20 protein-coding genes are annotated in these 18,879 nt (G+C 73.9%); 4 read left to right on the top strand and 16 right to left on the bottom strand.

The genetic code is table 11. The annotated features are described in order from the left end of the window. Positions 1-45: 45 nt before the first annotated feature. A complete protein-coding gene (locus IE275_RS17415) occupies positions 46-1,227 on the bottom strand; it encodes a PP2C family protein-serine/threonine phosphatase (RefSeq protein WP_189712230.1) in 1,182 nt (393 codons plus the stop codon). 128 nt (positions 1,228-1,355) lie between these two features. Next, positions 1,356-2,114, bottom strand: coding sequence for an IclR family transcriptional regulator (locus tag IE275_RS17410; RefSeq protein WP_189712229.1), 759 nt, complete (start codon positions 2,112-2,114; stop codon positions 1,356-1,358). Between the two features lie 176 nt (positions 2,115-2,290). Between IE275_RS17410 and IE275_RS17405 the strand changes: the two genes are divergently transcribed. From IE275_RS17405 to IE275_RS17395, 3 genes are all read left to right on the top strand, one after another. Then, positions 2,291-3,199, top strand: coding sequence for an SIR2 family NAD-dependent protein deacylase (locus tag IE275_RS17405; protein ID WP_189712228.1), 909 nt, complete (start codon positions 2,291-2,293; stop codon positions 3,197-3,199). Between the two features lie 69 nt (positions 3,200-3,268). After that, positions 3,269-4,129: an SDR family oxidoreductase gene (locus tag IE275_RS17400; RefSeq protein WP_189712227.1), complete on the top strand. Its 861-nt coding sequence runs from the start codon at positions 3,269-3,271 to the stop codon at positions 4,127-4,129. A gap of 45 nt (positions 4,130-4,174) precedes the next feature. Further along, positions 4,175-5,104: a macro domain-containing protein gene (locus IE275_RS17395; RefSeq protein ID WP_189712226.1), complete on the top strand. Its 930-nt coding sequence runs from the start codon at positions 4,175-4,177 to the stop codon at positions 5,102-5,104. Between the two features lie 34 nt (positions 5,105-5,138). Here the strand turns inward: IE275_RS17395 and IE275_RS17390 are convergent, their stop codons facing one another. Next, entirely contained in the window at positions 5,139-6,023 is an 885-nt protein-coding gene (locus IE275_RS17390) for a helix-turn-helix domain-containing protein (RefSeq protein WP_189712225.1), read from the bottom strand. Between the two features lie 140 nt (positions 6,024-6,163). On the opposite strand from IE275_RS17390, the gene IE275_RS17385 reads away from it, so the two are divergent. Then, positions 6,164-6,868 carry a DUF6215 domain-containing protein gene (locus tag IE275_RS17385; protein WP_229870310.1) on the top strand — a complete coding sequence of 235 codons (705 nt, stop codon included), beginning with the start codon at positions 6,164-6,166 and terminating at the stop codon, positions 6,866-6,868. Between the two features lie 58 nt (positions 6,869-6,926). On the opposite strand, the gene hypE is transcribed toward IE275_RS17385, so the two are convergent. From hypE to IE275_RS17325, 13 genes are all read right to left on the bottom strand, one after another. Next, positions 6,927-7,982, bottom strand: a complete 1,056-nt coding sequence (gene hypE / locus IE275_RS17380; RefSeq protein WP_189712223.1) for a hydrogenase expression/formation protein HypE — start codon at positions 7,980-7,982, stop codon at positions 6,927-6,929. Beyond that, complete coding sequence (gene hypD / locus IE275_RS17375) at positions 7,975-9,102, bottom strand: hydrogenase formation protein HypD (protein ID WP_189712222.1); 1,128 nt, start codon at positions 9,100-9,102, stop codon at positions 7,975-7,977. Before hypD ends, hypE begins: the two co-directional genes overlap by 8 nt. Further along, positions 9,099-9,404, bottom strand: a complete 306-nt coding sequence (locus tag IE275_RS17370) for a HypC/HybG/HupF family hydrogenase formation chaperone (protein WP_189712221.1) — start codon at positions 9,402-9,404, stop codon at positions 9,099-9,101. Before IE275_RS17370 ends, hypD begins: the two co-directional genes overlap by 4 nt. A 33-nt stretch (positions 9,405-9,437) precedes the next feature. Next, positions 9,438-11,774: a carbamoyltransferase HypF gene (hypF, locus tag IE275_RS17365; RefSeq protein ID WP_229870309.1), complete on the bottom strand. Its 2,337-nt coding sequence runs from the start codon at positions 11,772-11,774 to the stop codon at positions 9,438-9,440. Continuing rightward, positions 11,771-12,583, bottom strand: a complete 813-nt coding sequence (gene hypB, locus IE275_RS17360) for a hydrogenase nickel incorporation protein HypB (RefSeq protein WP_189712220.1) — start codon at positions 12,581-12,583, stop codon at positions 11,771-11,773. The genes hypF and hypB overlap by 4 nt, the downstream gene beginning before the upstream one ends. Positions 12,584-12,586: 3 nt before the next feature. Beyond that, complete coding sequence (locus IE275_RS17355) at positions 12,587-12,985, bottom strand: hydrogenase maturation nickel metallochaperone HypA/HybF (protein ID WP_189712219.1); 399 nt, start codon at positions 12,983-12,985, stop codon at positions 12,587-12,589. 141 nt (positions 12,986-13,126) lie between these two features. Then, a complete protein-coding gene (locus IE275_RS47235) occupies positions 13,127-13,228 on the bottom strand; it encodes a DUF6893 family small protein (protein ID WP_373299240.1) in 102 nt (33 codons plus the stop codon). 10 nt (positions 13,229-13,238) lie between these two features. Continuing rightward, the gene (locus tag IE275_RS17350) at positions 13,239-13,760 is read right to left on the bottom strand and encodes a hydrogenase maturation protease (RefSeq protein WP_189712218.1); all 522 of its coding nucleotides are present in this window, start codon (positions 13,758-13,760) and stop codon (positions 13,239-13,241) included. Beyond that, the gene (locus IE275_RS17345) at positions 13,760-15,178 is read right to left on the bottom strand and encodes a hypothetical protein (protein ID WP_189712217.1); all 1,419 of its coding nucleotides are present in this window, start codon (positions 15,176-15,178) and stop codon (positions 13,760-13,762) included. The genes IE275_RS17350 and IE275_RS17345 overlap by 1 nt, the downstream gene beginning before the upstream one ends. After that, a complete protein-coding gene (locus IE275_RS17340) occupies positions 15,175-15,867 on the bottom strand; it encodes a DUF6084 family protein (RefSeq protein ID WP_189712216.1) in 693 nt (230 codons plus the stop codon). The genes IE275_RS17345 and IE275_RS17340 overlap by 4 nt, the downstream gene beginning before the upstream one ends. After that, complete coding sequence (locus tag IE275_RS17335; RefSeq protein WP_189712215.1) at positions 15,864-16,493, bottom strand: DUF5947 family protein; 630 nt, start codon at positions 16,491-16,493, stop codon at positions 15,864-15,866. The genes IE275_RS17340 and IE275_RS17335 overlap by 4 nt, the downstream gene beginning before the upstream one ends. Further along, positions 16,490-17,059, bottom strand: coding sequence for a NifU-related iron-sulfur-binding protein (locus IE275_RS17330; RefSeq protein WP_189712214.1), 570 nt, complete (start codon positions 17,057-17,059; stop codon positions 16,490-16,492). Before IE275_RS17330 ends, IE275_RS17335 begins: the two co-directional genes overlap by 4 nt. Next, positions 17,056-18,840 carry a nickel-dependent hydrogenase large subunit gene (locus IE275_RS17325; RefSeq protein ID WP_189712213.1) on the bottom strand — a complete coding sequence of 595 codons (1,785 nt, stop codon included), beginning with the start codon at positions 18,838-18,840 and terminating at the stop codon, positions 17,056-17,058. Before IE275_RS17325 ends, IE275_RS17330 begins: the two co-directional genes overlap by 4 nt. Positions 18,841-18,879: the final 39 nt, after the last annotated feature.

Raw genomic sequence — 18,879 nt, 5'->3', positions numbered from 1 at the left:
GCGCGATCCGCTGCCCCGCCGACGTGCCCGCACCCGTCTCGGGCGTCACACGGCCTGGTCCCGTCGGAGCGGAACGGGCGCCACGGGATGCGGAATGATCATTTCGGCGGCAGAGTCTGCGGCGGCGCAGTCTCCGGCGGCGGCCGGCTGGCGGATCAGCAGCAGTGCCGCGTCGTCGTGCAGCCGCCCGCCGACATGGGTCAGCAGCTCGTCGTGGAGCGCGTCCAGGGTGCGGGCCGGCTCGTCGCAGACATGGCGGGTCAGCCCCTCGACGAGGGGGTAGAACTCGCGGCCCCGGTCGCGGGCCTCGGTGACCCCGTCCGTGTAGAGCAGCAGCTGGTCCGCGTCGGCGAAGGGCAGCACCTGGAGGCTGGGGGTCTGGTCGTGCAGGGCGCGCAGCCCGAGGGGCGGGGACGGATGCGTGGGCTCCACCGCGACGACGTCCCCGGCGGCCCGCACGAGCAGCGGGGGCGCGTGCCCGCAGTTCACGACCTCCAGCTGGCCCGTCCTCGGGTACCCGGCGACCACGGCGGTGACGAAGTCGTCGCCGCCCAGGTTGCGGGCCAGGCTCCGCTCGATCCGGTCGACGACGTCGAGGAGGTCGGGCTCGTCGTAGGCGGCCTCGCGGAAGACACCGAGCACGAGCGCGGCGGTCCCCACCGCGGGCAGCCCCTTGCCGCGCACATCGCCGACGATCAGTCGCACACCGTAGGGGGTGGGGATCAGCGCGTAGAGGTCGCCGCCGATCCGGGCCTCCGCCGCGGCGGCGCAGTAGCGCACGGCCGTCTGGAACGGGCCGACGGTCGCGGGCACCGGCTTGAGCAGCGCGTGCTGGGCGGCCTCGGCGACCGAGCGGACCGCCGCGAGCACCCGCTCACGGCGTCCGCGCAGCGCGCTCGCCAGCGCACTCGCCAGGGTGACGGCCACGAGGGCGCCGAGGACGGCGGCCAGCGCCGGGCCGGGGACCACGTCGCGGATACCGAGGGCCGCACCGAGCCCCGCGGCGAGGAGGCCGACGCACAGGACGCCGCGCGGGCCGTTGGTCGTGGCGGCCAGCGCGGGGCCGGCCGCGAGCAGGGGCAGCCAGATCATTCCGGCTCCGTCGGCGAGGTCGAGGAGCAGCACGACGAGAACGATCAGCACGGGTAGGAGGGGGGCTGCTGCGGCACTGCTTCGGAACAGCCGTGTCGGCCGGTGGTCGCCGCCATGCTCTCGGGCCTGAGTCATCCCTGGTCCGCAGTCCTCACCTGTATGTCGGTCGGACATGTCACCGGTGCGCGCCACTGCGACACCCTGAAATGTCCGTTTCATATAAGGAAACGGGTTCGACCCGGGATGCCACAAGGATCCGATTTTCAGATAGTGAGCGACAGACTCCTGGTCACCCGGTCCGCGGTCGGGAGCAGCCGGGCCCGGATCTCCTCGATCCGGGAGAGCCGGTCCGCCGGCACGGAGACGCCGAGCGAGCCGAGGATTCCCCCGCTGTAGACGGGCACCGCGATGCAGACCGTGCCGAGGGAGTACTCCTCCAGGTCCGTGACGGCCGGGGCCACGGGCGAGGAGTCCAGCCGCCGCAGCAGTTCGGGGGTGCTGGTGATGGTCCGGGGCGTGAGGTCGGCGAGGTGGTGCCGGGAGAGGTAGTCCTTGCGGGCCTCGTCGTCCAGCTCGCGCAGCACGGACTTGCCGAGCGCGGTGGCGTGCCCCGCGTCCTCGAAGCCCACCCAGAGATCGACGCGCGGCGCCCGGGGGCCGTCGACGATCTCGGCGACCCGGATCTCGCCCTCCTCGTAGAAGGTGAGGTAGGCGGCGGCCGCCAGTTCGTCGCGCAGGGCGGCGAGGGTGGGCCGGACCCGGCTGAGCAGCGCCTGCCCCCGGCCCGCGGTGTGCAGGGTTTGCAGCCGGTCGCCGAGGACGAACCCGCCGTCGTCCAGTTTCCGCAGGTAGCCGTCGTGCACCAGGGTCCGCAGCAGATGGTAGGCGGTGGCCAGGGGCAGCCCCGTCTCGCGCGCCAGCTGTTTGGCCGGCGCGCCGTTCTCGTGCGCGCTCACCGCCTCGAGCAGGCGGAACGCCCGCTGCACGGAGGTGATCAGCGTCGGGCTGTCACCCGTACCCACAGGACCAGCGTGCGCCCGGCGCCCCCTCGCGGCAAGGTGAGCCCGACCGCCCCGCACCCGTCATCCGCACGCTGTCGGATTCTGACCATCGCGGGTCGCCTTTCGGTCTCCCTCTCCCCGCCGCCGTGCGCATAAGTGGAAGGGGGGAACGCGATCCGAAGGGAACCCGGAGACAGATGACCGTCCAGAACGACACGCCGCGGACCGCCGTGCCGCCCGCCGGCCTCCCGGCGGCCGGCCTCCCGGCAGCCGCCGAGGCGCTGCGCGGCCGGCTCGACGAGTGCGACCGGATCCTGGTCGCCGCCGGTGCGGGGCTGAGCGCGGCGGCGGGGTACGACTACGGCGACGCCGAGCGGTTCGGGGAGCTGCTCCCGGCGCTGCACCGGCTCGGGCTGCGCTCCCGGTACCTGCTGGGCGCACCGCTGCCCGCCGACATGATGTGGGGCTACTGGGCCGTCCACATCGACGACATCCGCTTCGGCACCCGCCCCAACCCCCTCTACCGGCGGCTGCGCGCGCTGGTCGGGGACCGCGACCACCGGGTGACGACGTCGAACGTCGACGCGCTGTTCGCCCGCAACGGCTTCGAGCCGGACCGGGTCTTCACGCCCCAGGGCGACTACGGGCGTCTCCAGTGCACCGTGCCGTGCACCCGCGAGACCTGGCCGAGCCGGCCGTTCCTCGACCGCGTCCTCGCCGCGTACGACCGGGACACGGGCCGGGTGACCGACCCGGCCGCGCTGCCCGTCTGCCCGCGCTGCGGCGGCGACGTCTTCCCCAACGTGCGGGTCGGACCGGAGTTCGTCGACGACGCCCACCGGCCGGCCGGGGACCGGCTGGTGCGGTGGCTGGGCGACGCGCCCGCCGGTGCCCGGTTGCTCGTCCTGGAGATCGGCGCCGGTTTCCATACACCGGGAGTGATCCGCCTGCCCATGGAGCACCTCGTGCGGCACACCCCCGGGGCGCGCCTGGTCCGGGTCAATCCCGACCACCCGGACGTCCCGGCCGACCTCGCCGACCGCGCCCTGTCCCTCCCGTACCGCGCCGACCTGCTCCTGGACACGGTCACCGCCCTCACCGGGTGACGGCGGCACCCCGCCCGCGCACGCCCCCACCCGACCCGACCCGATCCGATCCGACGGAAGTGATCAGCCATGACCGCATCGCCCGAACCGACCCTGGTCGTCACGGGAGCCACCGGACGCCTCGGCGGACGCGTCGCCCGCCGACTGGCCGGGCGGGGCGTCCCGCAGCGGCTGCTGGTGCGCAGCCCCGAGCGGGCGCCGAAGCTGCCCGGCGCCACGGCTGTCCGCTGCGGCGACTTCGGCGACCGGGAGGCCATCCTGCGGGGCCTCGCCGGCGCGCGGACCGTGCTCATGGTGTCCGCCTCCGAGAGCGCCGACCGGCTCGCCCGGCACCGGACGTTCGTGGACGCCGCCGCCGAGGCCGGCGTACGGCACCTGGTGTACGTGTCGTTCTACGGTGCCGCGCCCGACGCCGCGTTCACCCTCGCCCGCGACCACTTCCACACCGAGGAGCACATCCGGGCCCGCGGTCTGGCGTACACCTTTCTGCGCGACAACCTCTACGCGGACTTCGTGCCCGAGTTCGTCGGCGAGGACGGTGTCATCCGCGGTCCGGCCGGGCGGGGGCGGGCCGCCTTCGTCGCCCAGGACGACATCGCCGACGCCGCCACCACGGTCCTGACCCGGCCGGACGACCACGCCGGTGCCGTCCACGACCTGACCGGGCCCGAGTCCCTGACCCTGGAGGAGGCCGCGGGCGCCCTGTCGGAGGCGCTCGGCCGTACGGTCTCCTACCGGCCGGAGACGGTCGAGGAGGCGTACGCCTCCCGTGCCTCCTACGGCGCCCCGCGGTGGCAGCTCGACGCCTGGGTGTCGACGTACACCGCGATCGCGGCCGGCCAGCTGGCGGGCGTCACCGATGCCGTGCCCCGCCTCACGGGCCGTCCCGCCACGCCGCTGGCCGACGTCCTGCGCGCCGCCCGAGCCTGACCCCGCCCGACCGCCGTCCCCCGACGCCGTACGAGGACCCCTGCGTTGACATCCCGTTTCCTGCCCCTGGCCGCCTACCGCGCCGCGATCGGCCTGGACGAGCCCTTCCGTCCGGCGGCACCGCCCGCTCCGGCCGCCCGGCTCGACGAGGGGGTGCGTTCGGTGCTGCGGCTGCTCGGCGGCGACCCGGCGGTGGCCCGGCTCGGTCCGCGCGGCGACTTCGCGCGGGACCTCGCGGACGCCGACGCGGCGGCGGCCCGCCGACTGCTGCGGGCCCTGCTGACCGTCCGGGCGCCCGGCCCGCTGCCCGAGGGCGCCGACGCCGCGCTGGACGCCGTCCTCGGCGCGGAACGCGGACTGCGTCCGGTCACCCGGGTGCACGGGCTGCCCACGATCGCCGAGGCGTTCCCCCGCACGGCGTTCCCGGCGGCCCGCAGCACCGCGCTGTGGCGGGGGGACATCACCACCCTCGCCGCGGACGCCGTCGTCAACGCCGCCAACAGCGCCCTGCTCGGCTGCTTCCGGCCGCTGCACGCCTGCATCGACAACGCCCTGCACACCGCCGCCGGGCCCCGTCTGCGGGACGACTGCCACACCGTCGTCACCCTCCAGGGTGCCGCCGAGCCGACCGGGACCGCCAAGATCACCCGGGGCTACCACCTCCCGGCCCGCCATGTCCTGCACACCGTCGGCCCCGTCGTCGACGGCCGGCCCGGCGACGGCGACGCGCGGGCGCTGGCCGCCTCCTACCGGGCCTGCCTCGATCTCGCCGCCGAGGTGGCGGCGATCCGCACCCTGGCCCTCTGCGCCGTGAGCACCGGTGTCTTCGGGTACCCGAAGGAGGCGGCCGCCCCCGTCGCCCTGCGCACCGTGGCCGACTGGCTCGACGCGCACCCCGGCCGGTTCGACCGGATCGTGTTCACCGTGTTCGGGGCCGAGGACGAGGCCGCGTACGCGCGCGCCCTCGGCGCGTGAACGGCTCCCGCCGCCCCCTGCCGCTCCCCGCGCCCTACTCCCCGCGCCCGCGGACCGCGTCGCGGAACCCGATCGGGGACTGCCCGGTCCGGTGCGTGAAGTACTTGCCGAACTGGGAGGGACGGGCGAAGCCGAGCTGCTCGGCGATCCCGGCGGCGGTCCGGTCGCTGTGCGCCAGCAGCCGCTTGGCCTCCAGGACGACCCGGCGGTCCACGAACTCCTTGGCGCCGACCCCGGCGCGGGCCAGCGTGGCCCGGGCGAGCGTGCGCGGGGAGTAGCCGAGCATCCGGGCGTAGTCCTCCACCCGGTGGGTGCGGGTGAAGTGCCGTTCGACGGCGTCACGGAACCGCGTGTACGTCTCGTCGTGCTCCGGCGCGCCGGCGCCCGCCGGAGCGGTGAGGTGCGCCAGCCGCAGCACGAGCACCGCCAGCAGATGGCGGACGGCGGCGAGGTGCACCTCCAGCGGCAGCCGGCCGGGGGCACCGGACTCCCGGCTCAGGTGCTCGGCGGCCAGGTCCAGGGCGGCGGCCTCGTCGGCGGCGGGGGTGCTGACGGCCGGGGCGTGCGGGTCGTCCAGTCGGGCGGTCGTCGCGGTGGCCGCGTCCAGGACGTCCTGCCGGAAAAGGATCAGCGTGCCCTCGGCCCCCGTGAGGTCGCCCCACTGATGCACCTGCCCGGGGCGGACCCACAGCCAGGAGCCCGGCCGCAGGGTGTGCTCGGTGAAGTCGACGGTGTGCCGCGCCACGCCCGACGTGAGCGTGAGCAGGTGATGGAAGTCCGGCCGCTGCGGCCGGGCGAGGGTCCGCGCCGGGACGCGCCTGAGCAGCTCGGCCGGTGACATCACCTCGACGCCTGCGGGCGTGCCGACGGGAGCGGCGAAGGGGACCTCGGCGATCTCGTGTCGCTTTTTGGCCATCATCGGCAGGAAGTGTATCCGCAGGAGGCCGGGCGGCGCCGCGCGAGCAGGGACGCCATGAACATGCCGAATCCGGTTCCGCCCGAAACGATCACCGGCTAGGCTCCCCCGCGCGCGTCGAGGCGCCCGAGGCACAGCGGGGGATGGCACACATGGTCGACGAGGTCGTCGAGCCCGAGAAGGGCATGAGCACGGGGGCCCAGGTGGTCGCGGCGGTGGTGATGGTCGCCGGCGTGGCGGGGCTGATGTGGGCCCTCGCGGGCGCGCTCCCGCAGAACACCGCCGACGACCGGCCTCCCGCCACCTGCTCGTCCACGGCGAGCGCGAGCCCGCCGGCCCGGCACGTCTCCGGTGCGCAGCTGTGCACCGCGCTGAACCGTGCGGACCTGTCGTCGCTGCTCGGGACCCCGCAGGAGCGCGCCCGGACCGCCACCGGCCACGACATGCCGTTCGAGGCGCCCGACGGCTCCCGGCACTCGAATCCCGAGGCGACCGTCACCTTCGACACGTACTCCGTGCGCATCTCGGCCCTCTACGACAACCTCCCGGTCGCCGACATGGCCCGCCTGCTGGACAGTGCCGCGCAATCGAGAACGGTCCTGGGACACCCGGCGGCCCTCTACTCGGACCGGACCGTCGCCCTGACCCTCGATCTCGGCAGCGGAAAGGCGGACACCGGCCCCGGAGGCATCGCCCGCAGCATGCTGGTCGCCCAGGACGCGAAGGACGGCGGCGACTCCTACGAGATCGTCATCTGGCGCCAGGACGAGGTGGTCCCGGACGACGCGGCCCTGCTCCGCGTCGTCGAGACCGTCCTGCCGGACCTCCCGGGCTGGACCACCGCCTGACGCCCCACGGCTCCTTCGACCGACTCCCCGCGCGGCTCCCGCGCACCCGCGGTCCGGCTCAGCAGATCCGCGGCAGTTGCTCTCCGATCGGCAGGTCGACCACCCGCGTCCCGCCCAGTCCCGTCCGGGCGACCACCATGCCGGGATGGGTGTCGACGGCCTCGCCGATGACGACGGCGTCGGCGCCCAGCGGGTGGGCGCGCATCGCGTCGAGGACGGCGTCGGCGTGTTCCCGCGGGACGAAGGCCACCAGCTTGCCCTCGTTGGCGACGTACAGGGGGTCCAGGCCGAGGATCGCGCAGGCGTTGGCGACGGCCGGCGGGACCGGCACGTCGCGCTCGCGGACGACGACGCCGGTGCCGGAGGCCTGCGCGATCTCGTTGAGCGCGGCGGCCAGGCCGCCCCGGGTGGGATCGCGCAGGACGTGCAGGTCCGGGGTGACCGCGAGCATCGCCTCGACCAGGCCGCCGAGGGCGGCGCAGTCGCTCTCGATCTCCACCCCGAACTCCAGGCCCTCCCGCACACTCATGATCGCCACCCCGTGGACGCCGACGGCGCCGCTGACGATGACGACGTCCCCGGGCACGACGCGCTGCGGGCGCAGGTCGACGCCCGCCGGCACCAGACCGATGCCGGCCGTGTTGATGAAGATCCCGTCGCCGTGGCCGGACTCCACCACCTTGGTGTCACCGGTGGCCACCTCCACGCCGGCGGCGCGCGCGGCCGCGCCGAGCGCCTCGGCGACCCGGGTGACCACCTCCAGCTCGACGCCCTCCTCCAGGATGAACCCGCAGGAGAGGTACGCGGCGCGGGCGCCGCTCATGGCGAGGTCGTTGACGGTGCCGTTGACCGCCAGGTCGCCGATGCTGCCGCCGGGGAAGAACAGCGGCCGCACCACGAAGGAGTCGGTGGAGAAGGCCAGCCGGGCCCCGCCCAGCGAGAGGACGGCGGCGTCGCCGAGTTGGGCGAGGGCCTGGCCGCCGTAGGCGGGGGCGAAGATCTGCTGGACGAGTTCGGCGGAGAGGACTCCGCCGCCGCCGTGGCCCATGACGACCCGGGGCCGGTCGCGCAGCGGTGCGGGGCAGGTCCATGCCGTGAGGTCGAGGTCAGACAACGGGGCTCGCCTCCCGCCCGGCCTTGGCGGGCACGTCCAGCCGCCGGTACAGGTAGTAGGCGGCGCAGGCGCCCTCGCTGGAGACCATGGTGGCGCCCAGCGGGGTGCGCGGGGTGCACAGGGTGCCGAAGGCCTCGCACTCGTGCGGTTTGAGCAGACCCTGGAGGACCTCGCCGCTGCGGCACTCGGCGGGTTCCCTGGTCTGGATGCCCTCGACGGAGAAGCGGTGTTCGGCGTCGTGGTCGCGGTACTTCGGCGACAGCCGCCAGCCGCTGCCGGGGATCACCCCGATGCCGCGCCAGGCGCGGTCGGTGACCTCGAAGACGTCCTCCAGCATGGCCCGGGCGGCCGGGTTGCCCTCCGGGCGGACGGCCCGGGCGTAGGCGTTGTCGACGGTGTGCTCGCCGCGTTCGAGCTGACGGACGGTCCGGCGCACTCCCTCGAGGATGTCCAGCGGCTCGAAGCCGGTCACGACGATCGGCACCCGGAAGCGTTCGGCCAGCTCCGGGTACTCCTCGACACCCATCACGCTGCACACGTGGCCGGCCGCGAGGAAGCCCTGGACCCGGCAGTGCGGCGACGACATGATCGCCTCGATGGCGGGGGGCACGCGGACGTGGGACACCAGCATGCTGAAGTTCCGGATGCCGTGTCTGCGGGCCTGATGGACCGTCATGGCGTTGGGGGGTGCGGTGGTTTCGAAGCCGATGCCGAAGAACACCACCTCGCGGTCCGGGTTCTGCCGGGCGATCCGCAGCGCGTCGAGCGGCGAGTAGACGACGCGGACGTCACCGCCCTCGCCGCGCACCTGGAACAGGTCCCGGCCGGTGCCCGGCACCCGGAGCATGTCGCCGAAGGAACAGAAGATCACCCCGGGGCGGGAGGCGATCTCCAGGGCCTTGTCGATGACCTCCAGCGGGGTCACGCACACCGGGCAACCCGGCCCGTGGATCAACTCGATCTCGTCCGGGAGGAGTTGGTCGATGCCGTGGCGGATGATGCTGTGCGTCTGTCCGCCGCAGACCTCCATCAGCGCCCAGGGCCGGGTGACCGTGGCGTGGATGTCGTCGAGGAGCCGGCGCGCCAGCTCCGGGTCCTGGAACTCGTCGATGTACTTCACCGCTCGCGCACCTCTTCCGCGCCGTCCGCGCCGGCCTCCGCCGCCGCCATCTCCCAGGCGTCTCCGAACTCCTCCTGGAGCATGCCGAGTTCGGCGAAGAGTTCGAGCGTCCGCTTCGCCGACTCCTCGTCCAGACGCTGGAGGGCGAATCCGACGTGGACGACGGCGTACTCGCCCACCTGAAGGTCGGGCAGATATTCCAGGCACACCTCCTTGACCACCCCGCCGAAGTCGACGGTGGCCATCCGGGTGCCGTCGCGTTCCTCGATGTCCAGCACTCTGCCGGGTACCGCCAGGCACATGGGCCTTCTCCTCGTTAGGGGGTCGCGTGTCGCTCAGTCGGTCGTTCTCACCCGGGCGGCCACCATCAGCTGGCCCAGCGCCAGGCCGCCGTCGCCCGGCGGCACCAGGCGGTGCCGCAGCACGGTGAAGCCGTCCTCGCGCAGGACGGCGGCACAGGCCGAGGAGAGCAGCGTGTTGGCGAACACCCCGCCCGTCAGGGCGACCGTGTCCAGCCCGTGCCGCTCCCGGGCCAGTCCGCAGACGCGGTGCACCAGGCCGGTCACGGCCCGGTGGAAGCGCGCCGCGACCACCTCCCGCGGGACGCCGGCCCGCAGGTCGTCGACGATCGCCGCGAGGACGGGCCCGGCGTCGGCCCGTACGACGGCCTCCGCCTCGTGCAGCGCGAAGGCGTACGTGCCCAGGTCGTCGTCGGGTGCCCGCAGCGCGGCGCTCTCCAGCTCGACGGCCGCCTGCGCCTCGTATCCCGACCGGTGGCAGACACCGGTGAGCGAGGACACGGCGTCGAAGAGCCGGCCCATGCTGGAGGTGGGCACACAGTGGAGATCACGCTCCAACTGCCTTTCCAGCACCTGGAGTTCGTCGGCGGGGCAGGCGGCCGTGCAGGCGAGGTCGGCCGACCGGGAAAGGCCGGCCGCGCGCAGGTGGGACAGCGCCATGCGGTAGGGCCGGCGCACCGCGGCGTCGCCGCCGGGCAGCGGGACGTAGGCCAGATGCGCGAACCGGGTGAAGCCGTCGTAGTCGGCGAGCAGGAACTCGCCGCCCCATACGGCGCCGTCGTCGCCGTGTCCGGTGCCGTCGAAGGCGACCCCGATCACCGGCCGGGTGCCGTCCAGCCCGTGTTCGGCCATCGCGGCGGCGACATGGGCGTGGTGGTGCTGGACGCGTACGACGGGCCGTCCGGCCGCGTTCCGGTCCGCCCACCGGGCGGACCGGTAGCCGGGGTGCCGGTCGGCCGCCAGGCTCTGCGGCCGTACGCCCGTGATGGACTCCAGTTGACCCACCGCGTGGGCGAAGGCGCGCTGGGTGCCGAGGTCGTCCATGTCGCCGATGTGCGCCGACAGCCAGGCCCGGCGGTCCGTGCCGAGGCAGAAGGCGTTCTTCAGGTCCCCGCCGACGGCGAGCGCGGGGCGCACGGGCAGCGGCAGGGTGACCGGCAGCGGCGCGTACCCGCGGGAGCGGCGGAGCACCAGCGGCTCGCCGTCGCAGACGCGCACCACGGAGTCGTCGCAGGGGACATGGATCGCCCGGTCGTGGGTGAGCCAGGCGTCGGCCAGGTGCGCGAGCCGCTCCCGTGCCTCGGTGTCGTCGGTGACGATCGGCTCACCGGAGACGTTCCCGCTGGTCATGACGAGCAGCCGGGGCCCCTCGGCATCGCCGGGCAGACCGAGCAGGAGGTGGTGCAGAGGGGTGTAGGGCAGCATCACGCCGAGGTCCGGACCGCCGGGGGCGACGGCCTCGGCGAGCGCGCTGCCGGGCCGGCGCCGCAGCAGCACGATGGGCCGGGCGGCGCTTTCGAGCAGGCTCCGCTCCTCGGGTCCCAGCCGGACGAGGTGCCCGATGCCGTCCGCGCTCGCGGCCATGACGGCGAACGGCTTGTCGCCGCGTGCCTTGCGGCGGCGCAGCAGTGCGACGGCGGCGGCGTCGGTGGCGTCGCAGGCCAGGTGGTAGCCGCCCAGGCCCTTCACGGCGAGGATCGCGCCGCGCGCCAGCAGGGCGCGGGCCCCCGCGACCGGGTCCGGGTCACCGGTGTCGTCGCCTTCGGGGGCGATCAGGCGCAGCCGCGGCCCGCACCGGGGGCAGGCGACGGGCTGGGCGTGGAAGCGGCGGTCGGCAGGATCGGCGTACTCACGGGCGCAGTCGGCGCACAGGGCGAATCCGGCCATGGTGGTGTGCGCGCGGTCGTAGGGCAGACCGGTGACGATGGTGAAGCGCGGCCCGCAGTGGGTGCAGTTCACGAACGGGTGGCGGTGGCGCCGGTCCGCCGGGTCGGCGAGTTCGGCGAGGCAGTCGGCGCAGGTCGCCGTGTCCGGGGAGACCAGGGTGCGGGCGGGGCCGCCGGCGCGGGAGGCGAGGATGGTGAAGGCCTCACCGCCCCTGACCGGCACCTCCTGGTGGTGCACGGACTCCACCCGGGCCAGCGGTGGTGCCTGGGCCGCGATCCGGTCGCAGAACCGGGCCACGGCCGCGGCGGCGCCCTCGACCTCGGCGACGACACCCTCCGGTGTGTTGGTCACATGGCCGACCAGGGCGAGTTCGGTGGCGAGGCCGTACAGGTACGGCCGGAAGCCCACGCCCTGCACCACGCCCCGGACGACGATCCGCCGGCGCAGCGGCGGGTCCCCGGTGACGACGGCCGGCGCGGTGCTCACGAGCGGGCGGGGGCCGGTGCGGCGCGGTGGGCCGCGCCCGGGTCCGGGTGGCGGTGCCCGTGGTCATGGCCGTGCTCGTGCCCGTGCTCAGGACGGTGATCGTGGCCGTGGTGGGCGTCCGGCCGGCGGGCCATGACCGGGGTGTGCAGGGGCGCGCCCTCCGCGGCGGCCGTCGCGCGGTCGAGCAGCGTGCCGACGCCCTGGCCCCGGCGGGCCGAGGTCAGCACCACCTCGACGCCCGGGTTGACCCGTTCCACGTTCGCGCGGAACGCGGCCTCGTCGAACTCGACGGCCTCGGCGATGTCGGTCTTGGTGATCACGACCAGCTGGGCGAGACCGAAGGCGGTGGGGTACTTGAGCGGCTTGTCCTCGCCCTCCGTCACGGAGGCGAGGACCACCCTGAGGGTCTCCCCCAGGTCGTAGGAGGCCGGGCAGACCAGGTTGCCGACGTTCTCCACGAACAGCATCCGGGTGTCGTCGGGCAGCCAGCCCAGCAGGTGCCCGGCGAGCATGCCCGCCTCCAGATGACACAGTCCGTCGGTGAGCACCTGCTTGACCGGGACGCCGGAACGCGCCAGTCGGGTGGCGTCGTTCTCGGTGGCGAGGTCGGCGGTGAGCGCCGCCGCGGGGATGGACCGCTCGCGGGCCAGCAGCAGCTCGCGTTCCAGCAGCGCGGTCTTGCCGCTGCCCGGGCTGGACAGCAGGTTGACGACCGTGGTGTCACGCGCCGCGAGGTGGGCGCGCAGGGTCTGCGCGGTCGCGTCGTTCTTCGCGAGCACGGCCTGCTGGAGGTCGACGGCACGGCACATGGTTCAGCACTCCTCGGAGATCGGTTCGCGGGCCGGGGTCCGCGCGGGACCGCCGTCCTCCCACCGCACGCCGGCGATCCGCAGCTCCCGGCCCGAGAGCAGCTCGACGCTCACCCCGCCGCACGCGGGGCAGATCAGGCTCGGCGGCATGCCGACGGCCCACTCGTCGGCGCAAGGTGTGCAGCGGGCCCGCCCCGGGACCGCCTCGGTGAGGAGTTCGGCTCCCTCCAGCAGGGTTCCGGCGCAGGCCAGTTCGAAGCAGAAGGCGAGGGAGTCGGGGACGACCCCGGCCAGTTCGCCCACCTCGAGCCGTACCGAGCGCACCGCCGTGACGTCGCCCGCCTCGGCGGCGGCGGTCTCCACCTGCTCGATCACGGCGAGCGCCACGGACATCTCGTGCATCGGTCTCCAGTCCTCGCGGGGCCGGGCTTCATTAGAGGCGAGGCGGCGGGGCCGCCCGGCCCGGCACGCCGTCGCCGGGCGGACAGGTACGCCGTTCGCCGCAAGGACGCGGCGAACGGCGCGACGGGCGCGCCGCCCGGTTCACATGCGCCGGATGCGCAGGTAGCGCCTGATGTCGGGGAACACCTCGGCGACCACGGCGGCCACCACGAGGACGGCGCTGCCGACGATGACTTTCTTCATTGCGTTCTCCTCAGGTGGGTGCCTCGGCGGTGGAGGCCTGCGCCACGGACGGCTCGTCGCCCCGCAGCAGCTCTTCGATCAGCCGCACGGCCCGCGGCACGGCGTCGGACACCGGCGCGCTGAGCCCGATGCCCTCCTCGACGCAGGCCGGTTCGCAGCCGACGATCAGGACGCGGCGCGGCGGTTGCCCGTCGGTGCCGGCACAGAGGGTGTCCAGCAGCGCGAGGACCGCGTCGGGGGTCATCCGGTGACCGTCGATCGCCGGGACCGCGCCGGGCTCGCCGGCGGGGCCGTCGTACTCGATGGTGTACAGCGTGCCCGGGGGCCCGCCGCGGGCCGTGGCGTCGACGAGCACGAGGGTGTCGTAGCCGTCCAGGAGCTGGTAGGCGAGGTGGACGCCGCGTACTCCGATGTCGACGACCTCGACGTGCTCCGGCAGTCGCCGTTCGGCCAGCCGGCGCGCGGTCTCCACGCCGAAGCCGTCGTCGCCGAGGAAGATGTTGCCGATGCCGGCCACCAGGGTCCGGGTCATCACGCGTCCTCCAGGGGGAGGACTTCGTCCGGCTGGAAGTACAGGTAACGGCCCTGTTCGCGGCGGATGTCGGCGCCCGGGTCGCCCTCGACGGTCACCGCCAGGTGCACCGCGCCGTCGACGTCGTGCAGGACCGCCTCGACGGTCGCGGCGCGGCCCTGGAGGAACAGGTCCTGGGCGTCGGTGTGTCTGAGGCCGGGGCGCAGTTCGACGCGGCTGCCCCGGCCCACGGACCGGCCGTCGACGACGATCCGGTCCTGTTCCGGGTCGAAGCCGGCGTCGCTCGCCGGGTCCCACCAGGGGGTGTCGGGGCGCTGCACCCCGTGCTCGTCGGGGAAGCCGGCGTCACCGGTGATCTCCCGCAGACCGCGCACCGCCCCGTGCAGGCGTTCCAGCACCTCCGCCGGCATCGAGTCCGCGAGGTCGATCACGGCGGCCGCCCGTGCGTCGGTGCCCCGGGCCTCGCGTTTCTCCTCGTCGGTGAGGGCCGCGGTGCGCAGGGCGAGGATCTCGTCGATCTCGGTGGCGTCGTAGAGCGCGCCCGGGCTCTCCGGGGCGATGGCGGGGTGGTCCTCCAGGATGATCGGGGAGGACAGCACGAGGTCCGCGCGGCCGGGTTCGCCGGCGAGGACGGGCCAGGTGTGCAGGTTGCGGCAGGCGGCGACCGCGCCCTTCGCCCACTCGGGGGGATCGGTCATCGACAGGAAGGAGCCGGTGTCGAGGGCCATGAGCAGGTGGGTGGCCACCAGGGAGTGCGGCAGGACCGCGTCCCGGTCGGCGGTGCGGCCGGCCGGGGGCGACGGAGGCATCCATGGGGTGGTGTTCTCGACTACGGCGGTCAGTCTCGACACCCGGTAGGGGCCGTCGAGTTCGCGGGCGGACAGCCGTACCGTCCCGGTGATCTCCGCGCAGCGCCGGACCAGTCGGCCCACGGCCTTGCCGGTCTCGTCCAGGACGGGCTCGGTCTCCTCCCGGGCGGGGCGCCGGAAGGGGAACGTGACGCCGTCGCCGAGCAGTTCCGCGACCGGCGCGACGACCTCGACGCGTTCTTCCGCGCCCTCGTCCCAGGGCACCAGCACCCGGTCGTCGAGGCGGAGTTCGTCCACGGTCTCGAAGCCGCCGTCCTGCCGGACCCGCTGGACGGTGCGCCGCCGCGCGTGCAGGAAGCGGACCTCGACGGAGAGGGTCGCGCCCTGCCTCGGCTCCATCAGGCATTCGGTGTGCTGGAAGTCGTACTCCTCGCAGTCGGCGCCCCAGGCGGGCGGGACGAGCACGCCGAACTGCCAGCGCAGCCGGTTCTTGGCCGCCGAGGCGCGGTACGGGTAGAGCACATAGCCCTCGAAGAGCACGGCGTCGGCCACCTGCCGGGCGAGGACGAACCGTTCCTCCGTCTGCGGGGCGAAGGCGGTCACGGTCACGGATCGGTCCTTCCGGTCGTGGCGGTGAGCGCGCGCAGCGGGTCGCTCTTCGGTGGGGCGGCCGGGGCCGTGTCGTCGAGCAGGGCCGCCACGGTCGCCTCCCACGAGGGCAGCGCGTGCCGGGAGCGGTAGGCGAGGAGGGCGTCCATGGTGTCGCGCGGCAGCCGGATCCAGCCGCAGCCGGGGAAGTGCTGCTCGACCATCTCGCGCCAGGCGGCGACCGGCATCCGGAAGACGGCCTCCCGGTCCCAGGGGACCGGCTCGACGTGGAAGCCGCCGGCGCCGGTGAACGCCGTACCGGAGAAGAGCATCAGCAGCGGCACCTCGCCGTCGGCGAGGGCGTCGAGGTAGCGGGTCGCGGCGATGTCCATGTCGTAGGTGCAGGGGACGACGAGGTCGGCCTCGGTCTCCCCGGTGAAGCCGGAGACCATCAGCGGGACCTGGGCGAACTGCACCGGCTGGAGCGTGCTGCCCCAGCGGGAGCGCTCGCCGAAGAGGTCCGCGAGACCGTCGGCCTCGGCGGACGCGTAGCCGCGGCGGGCGGGTTCGATGCGGATCTGGCAGCGCAGCGCGAGGGCGTGCACGGGGGTGTCGCCGGTGGCGGTGACGCGCAGCCGGAAGACGAGGGTGGGGCCGGCGGCGTAGCGGTCGGCGCGGACGCCGGTGCAGGAGAAGGAGAACTCGGTCACGGGCGCACCGCCTGCGGCACGGGCCGGGCGCGGCGCCGGACGTCCGCGAAGAAGGCGTCCAGCGCGGTGCGGGCCTCGGCCCCGCCGTCGAAGCCCTGCCACAGCAGGCGCATCCGGCCGACGAGTTCGTAGCAGATGTCGATGGGGACGAGATGGCACTCGACCCGGCCGTCGGCGCGGCGCAGCAGCAGTGCCTCGACGTCGGCCTCCAGGAGGTCCGCGAGGCGGGTGCCGCCGAGGACCTCGTTCCAGGTGTCCGGTTCGAGTTCGCTCTCGGTGGCGCCGGCCGGGCTCGGGTAGAGGGCGACCAGCCGGTCGAGCGCCGCGTTGCGGAAGAAGAAGGCGACCCCGACCGGGATCTGGAGCGTGTCCCAGGCGCGGTCGTCGAGGTGGTGGGCGGGGTCGCTGAGGTAGCGGTCGGGGACCGCGCGGAAGCGGCCCGCGGCGGCGCCCGGCGCCTCCATCAGCAGGGCGCAGGGGGCGCAGGCGCAGGCCAGGCTGCGCCGCTCGGTGTCGACCAGGTGGCGGTGCTCCTCGGGCAGCGCCACCGCGCACAGTTCGCACCGCTCGGGCTGCGGCGGACGCTCGGTGAGGAACCTCCGCAGGCCGACGGGGGAGGCGCTCACCGGGTTCCCGTCGGCGCCGGAGCGGATCCGATCTGGAGCAGCGCGGGCGCCGATTCCATGACGACGTCCCGGACTTCCGGGGCGAAACAGGCGAGGGCCGCCCGTGCCGCCTCCTGGGCGCCCGCGCCGGAGCCGCAGCCGCAGCCGCCGCTCGCCCGGGAGCGCAGCCGCAGGGTGCCGCTCTCCTCGTCGAAGGTCACGACCTCCAGGTCGTGCTCGCGCAGGCCGGCGACGGCTCGCACGATCCGGGTGTCGCGGTCCTCGGGGTGCAGGTCGTGCAGGACGAGCAGGCTCGCCACCAGTTCGTCGCCGAGCAGCCGGGCCGCCGGGTCGCCGGGGGCGGCGGACAGCAGGTGGAGGACGCGGGCCAGGCCGGAGCCGTAGAAGTCCATGAGGGACCGCACGAGTTCCTCGGCCGCGGCCGCGGCGGCCTGGTCGCCGCTCGCGGCCAGCCGGTCGAGGACCTCCTCGACGCGGCGCCCGGTCTGCTCGGCGTTCACCGGCCGAGCCGTGGTCGTGGGCGTCGTCGCGGACGTCGCCGCGGACGTCGTCGCGGGCGCGCTCATCCGCCGAGTCCGCTCAGGCCGGTGGGGACGTGCATGGTCTTCACGGTCTTGCCGCCGCCGACGTACATGTGGACGCCGCAGGGCAGACAGGGGTCGAAGCTGCGGACGGCCCGCATGATGTCGATGCCCTTGAAGTTCTGCGGCGGGTTCTCCTCGAAGATCGGGGTGTTCTGCACGGCGTCCTCGTACGGGCCCGGGGTGCCGTAGGAGTCGCGGACGCTGGCGTTCCAGGGGGTCGGCGGGTACGGGTGGTAGTTGGCGATCTTGCCGTCGCGGATCACCATGTGGTGGGAGAGGACGCCGCGGACGGCCTCGGTGAAGCCGACGCCGATGCTCTCCTCGGGGACCTCGAACTTCTCCCAGGTCTGGGTGCGTCCGGCGCGTACCTCCTCCAGGCCCTTCTCCGCGCAGTGCAGGGCGACGGCGGCGGCGTAGGCCTGGAAGTAGGTGCGCGCGCGGTTGCGTTCCAGCGCGTTGGACCACTTCGGGATCTTCCACTCGAAGGTGGTCTCCGGCTTGGTCATGGTGCGCGGCAGGTTGATGACCACGCTGTGGCCGGTGGCCTTGACGTAGCCGATGTCGACGAGTCCGGACAGGGCGGTGGACCACAGGCGGGCGATGGGGCCGCCGCCGGTGTCCAGGGCGAGGTGGTCCTTGCCGTCGAACCAGCGGGGCGACATGACCCAGCTGTACTTGTCGTCGAAGTCCCGCTTCTGCGGGGCGGGGATGGTGTGCTGGTTCCAGGGGTGGCGCGGGTCGACCGGGTTGCCGAGCGGGTCGTGGGTGACGAACTGCTCCTGGCCCTGCCAGTCCTCGTAGTAGGAGCTGCCCAGAAGGATGCGGATGCCGAGGTTGATCTCGGTGAGGTCGTTGGTGACCAGCTTGCCGTCCACGACGACGCCGGGCGTGACGAACATCCGCCGGCCCCACTCGCTCATGTTGGCGTAGGTGAAGTCGCAGTACTCGGGGTCGTTGAGCGCGCCCCAGCAGCCGAGCAGGACGCGGCGGCGGCCGACCTCCTCGTACCCGGGCAGTGCCTCGTAGAAGAAGTCGAACAGGTCGTCGTGCAGCGGCACGACACGCTTCATGAACTCCACGTACCGCATGAGGCGGCTGAGGTAGTCCGTGAAGAGCTGCACGGAGGCGACCGTGCCGACACCGCCCGGGTAGAGCGTGGAGGGGTGCACATGGCGGCCCTCCATGAGGCAGAACATCTCGCGCGTGTACCGGCTGACCTGGAGGGCCTCGCGGTAGAACTCGCCCTCCAGGGGGTTCAGCGAGCGCATGATGTCGGCGATCGTGCGGTAGCCGTGCTCGGCGGCGTGCGGGGCCTCGGTGCGCTCGGCGAGTTCGAGGACGCCGGGGTTGGTCTCCTTGACCATCTTCTCGCAGTAGTCGACCCCGACCAGGTTCTCCTGGAAGATGTTGTGGTCGAACATGTACTCCGCGGACTCGCCCAGGTTGATGATCCACTCACCGAGGTGCGGGGGCTTGACGCCGTACGCCATGTTCTGCGCGTACACCGAGCAGGTGGCGTGGTTGTCGCCGCAGATCCCGCAGATCCGGCTGGTGATGAAGTGCGCGTCGCGGGGGTCCTTGCCGCGCATGAAGACGCTGTAGCCGCGGAAGACCGACGAGGTGCTGTAGCACTCCGCGACCCGCTTCTGCTTGAAGTCGATCTTCGTGTGGATGCCCAGGGAGCCCACGATCCGGGTGATCGGGTCCCAGGCCATCTCCACCAGGCCGCTGCCGTCGCCGGCCGCCTTCGTCCTCGCTGCCATCGTCTGTGCCGTGCCCTTCGTTGCGGGAGTGGATCCGGG

This window comes from Streptomyces phaeofaciens (genome assembly GCF_014648915.1).
GTDB lineage: Bacteria > Actinomycetota > Actinomycetes > Streptomycetales > Streptomycetaceae > Streptomyces > Streptomyces phaeofaciens.
Note: the sequence above shows the minus strand (reverse complement) of the source record. Positions and strands in the feature narration are given on the sequence as shown.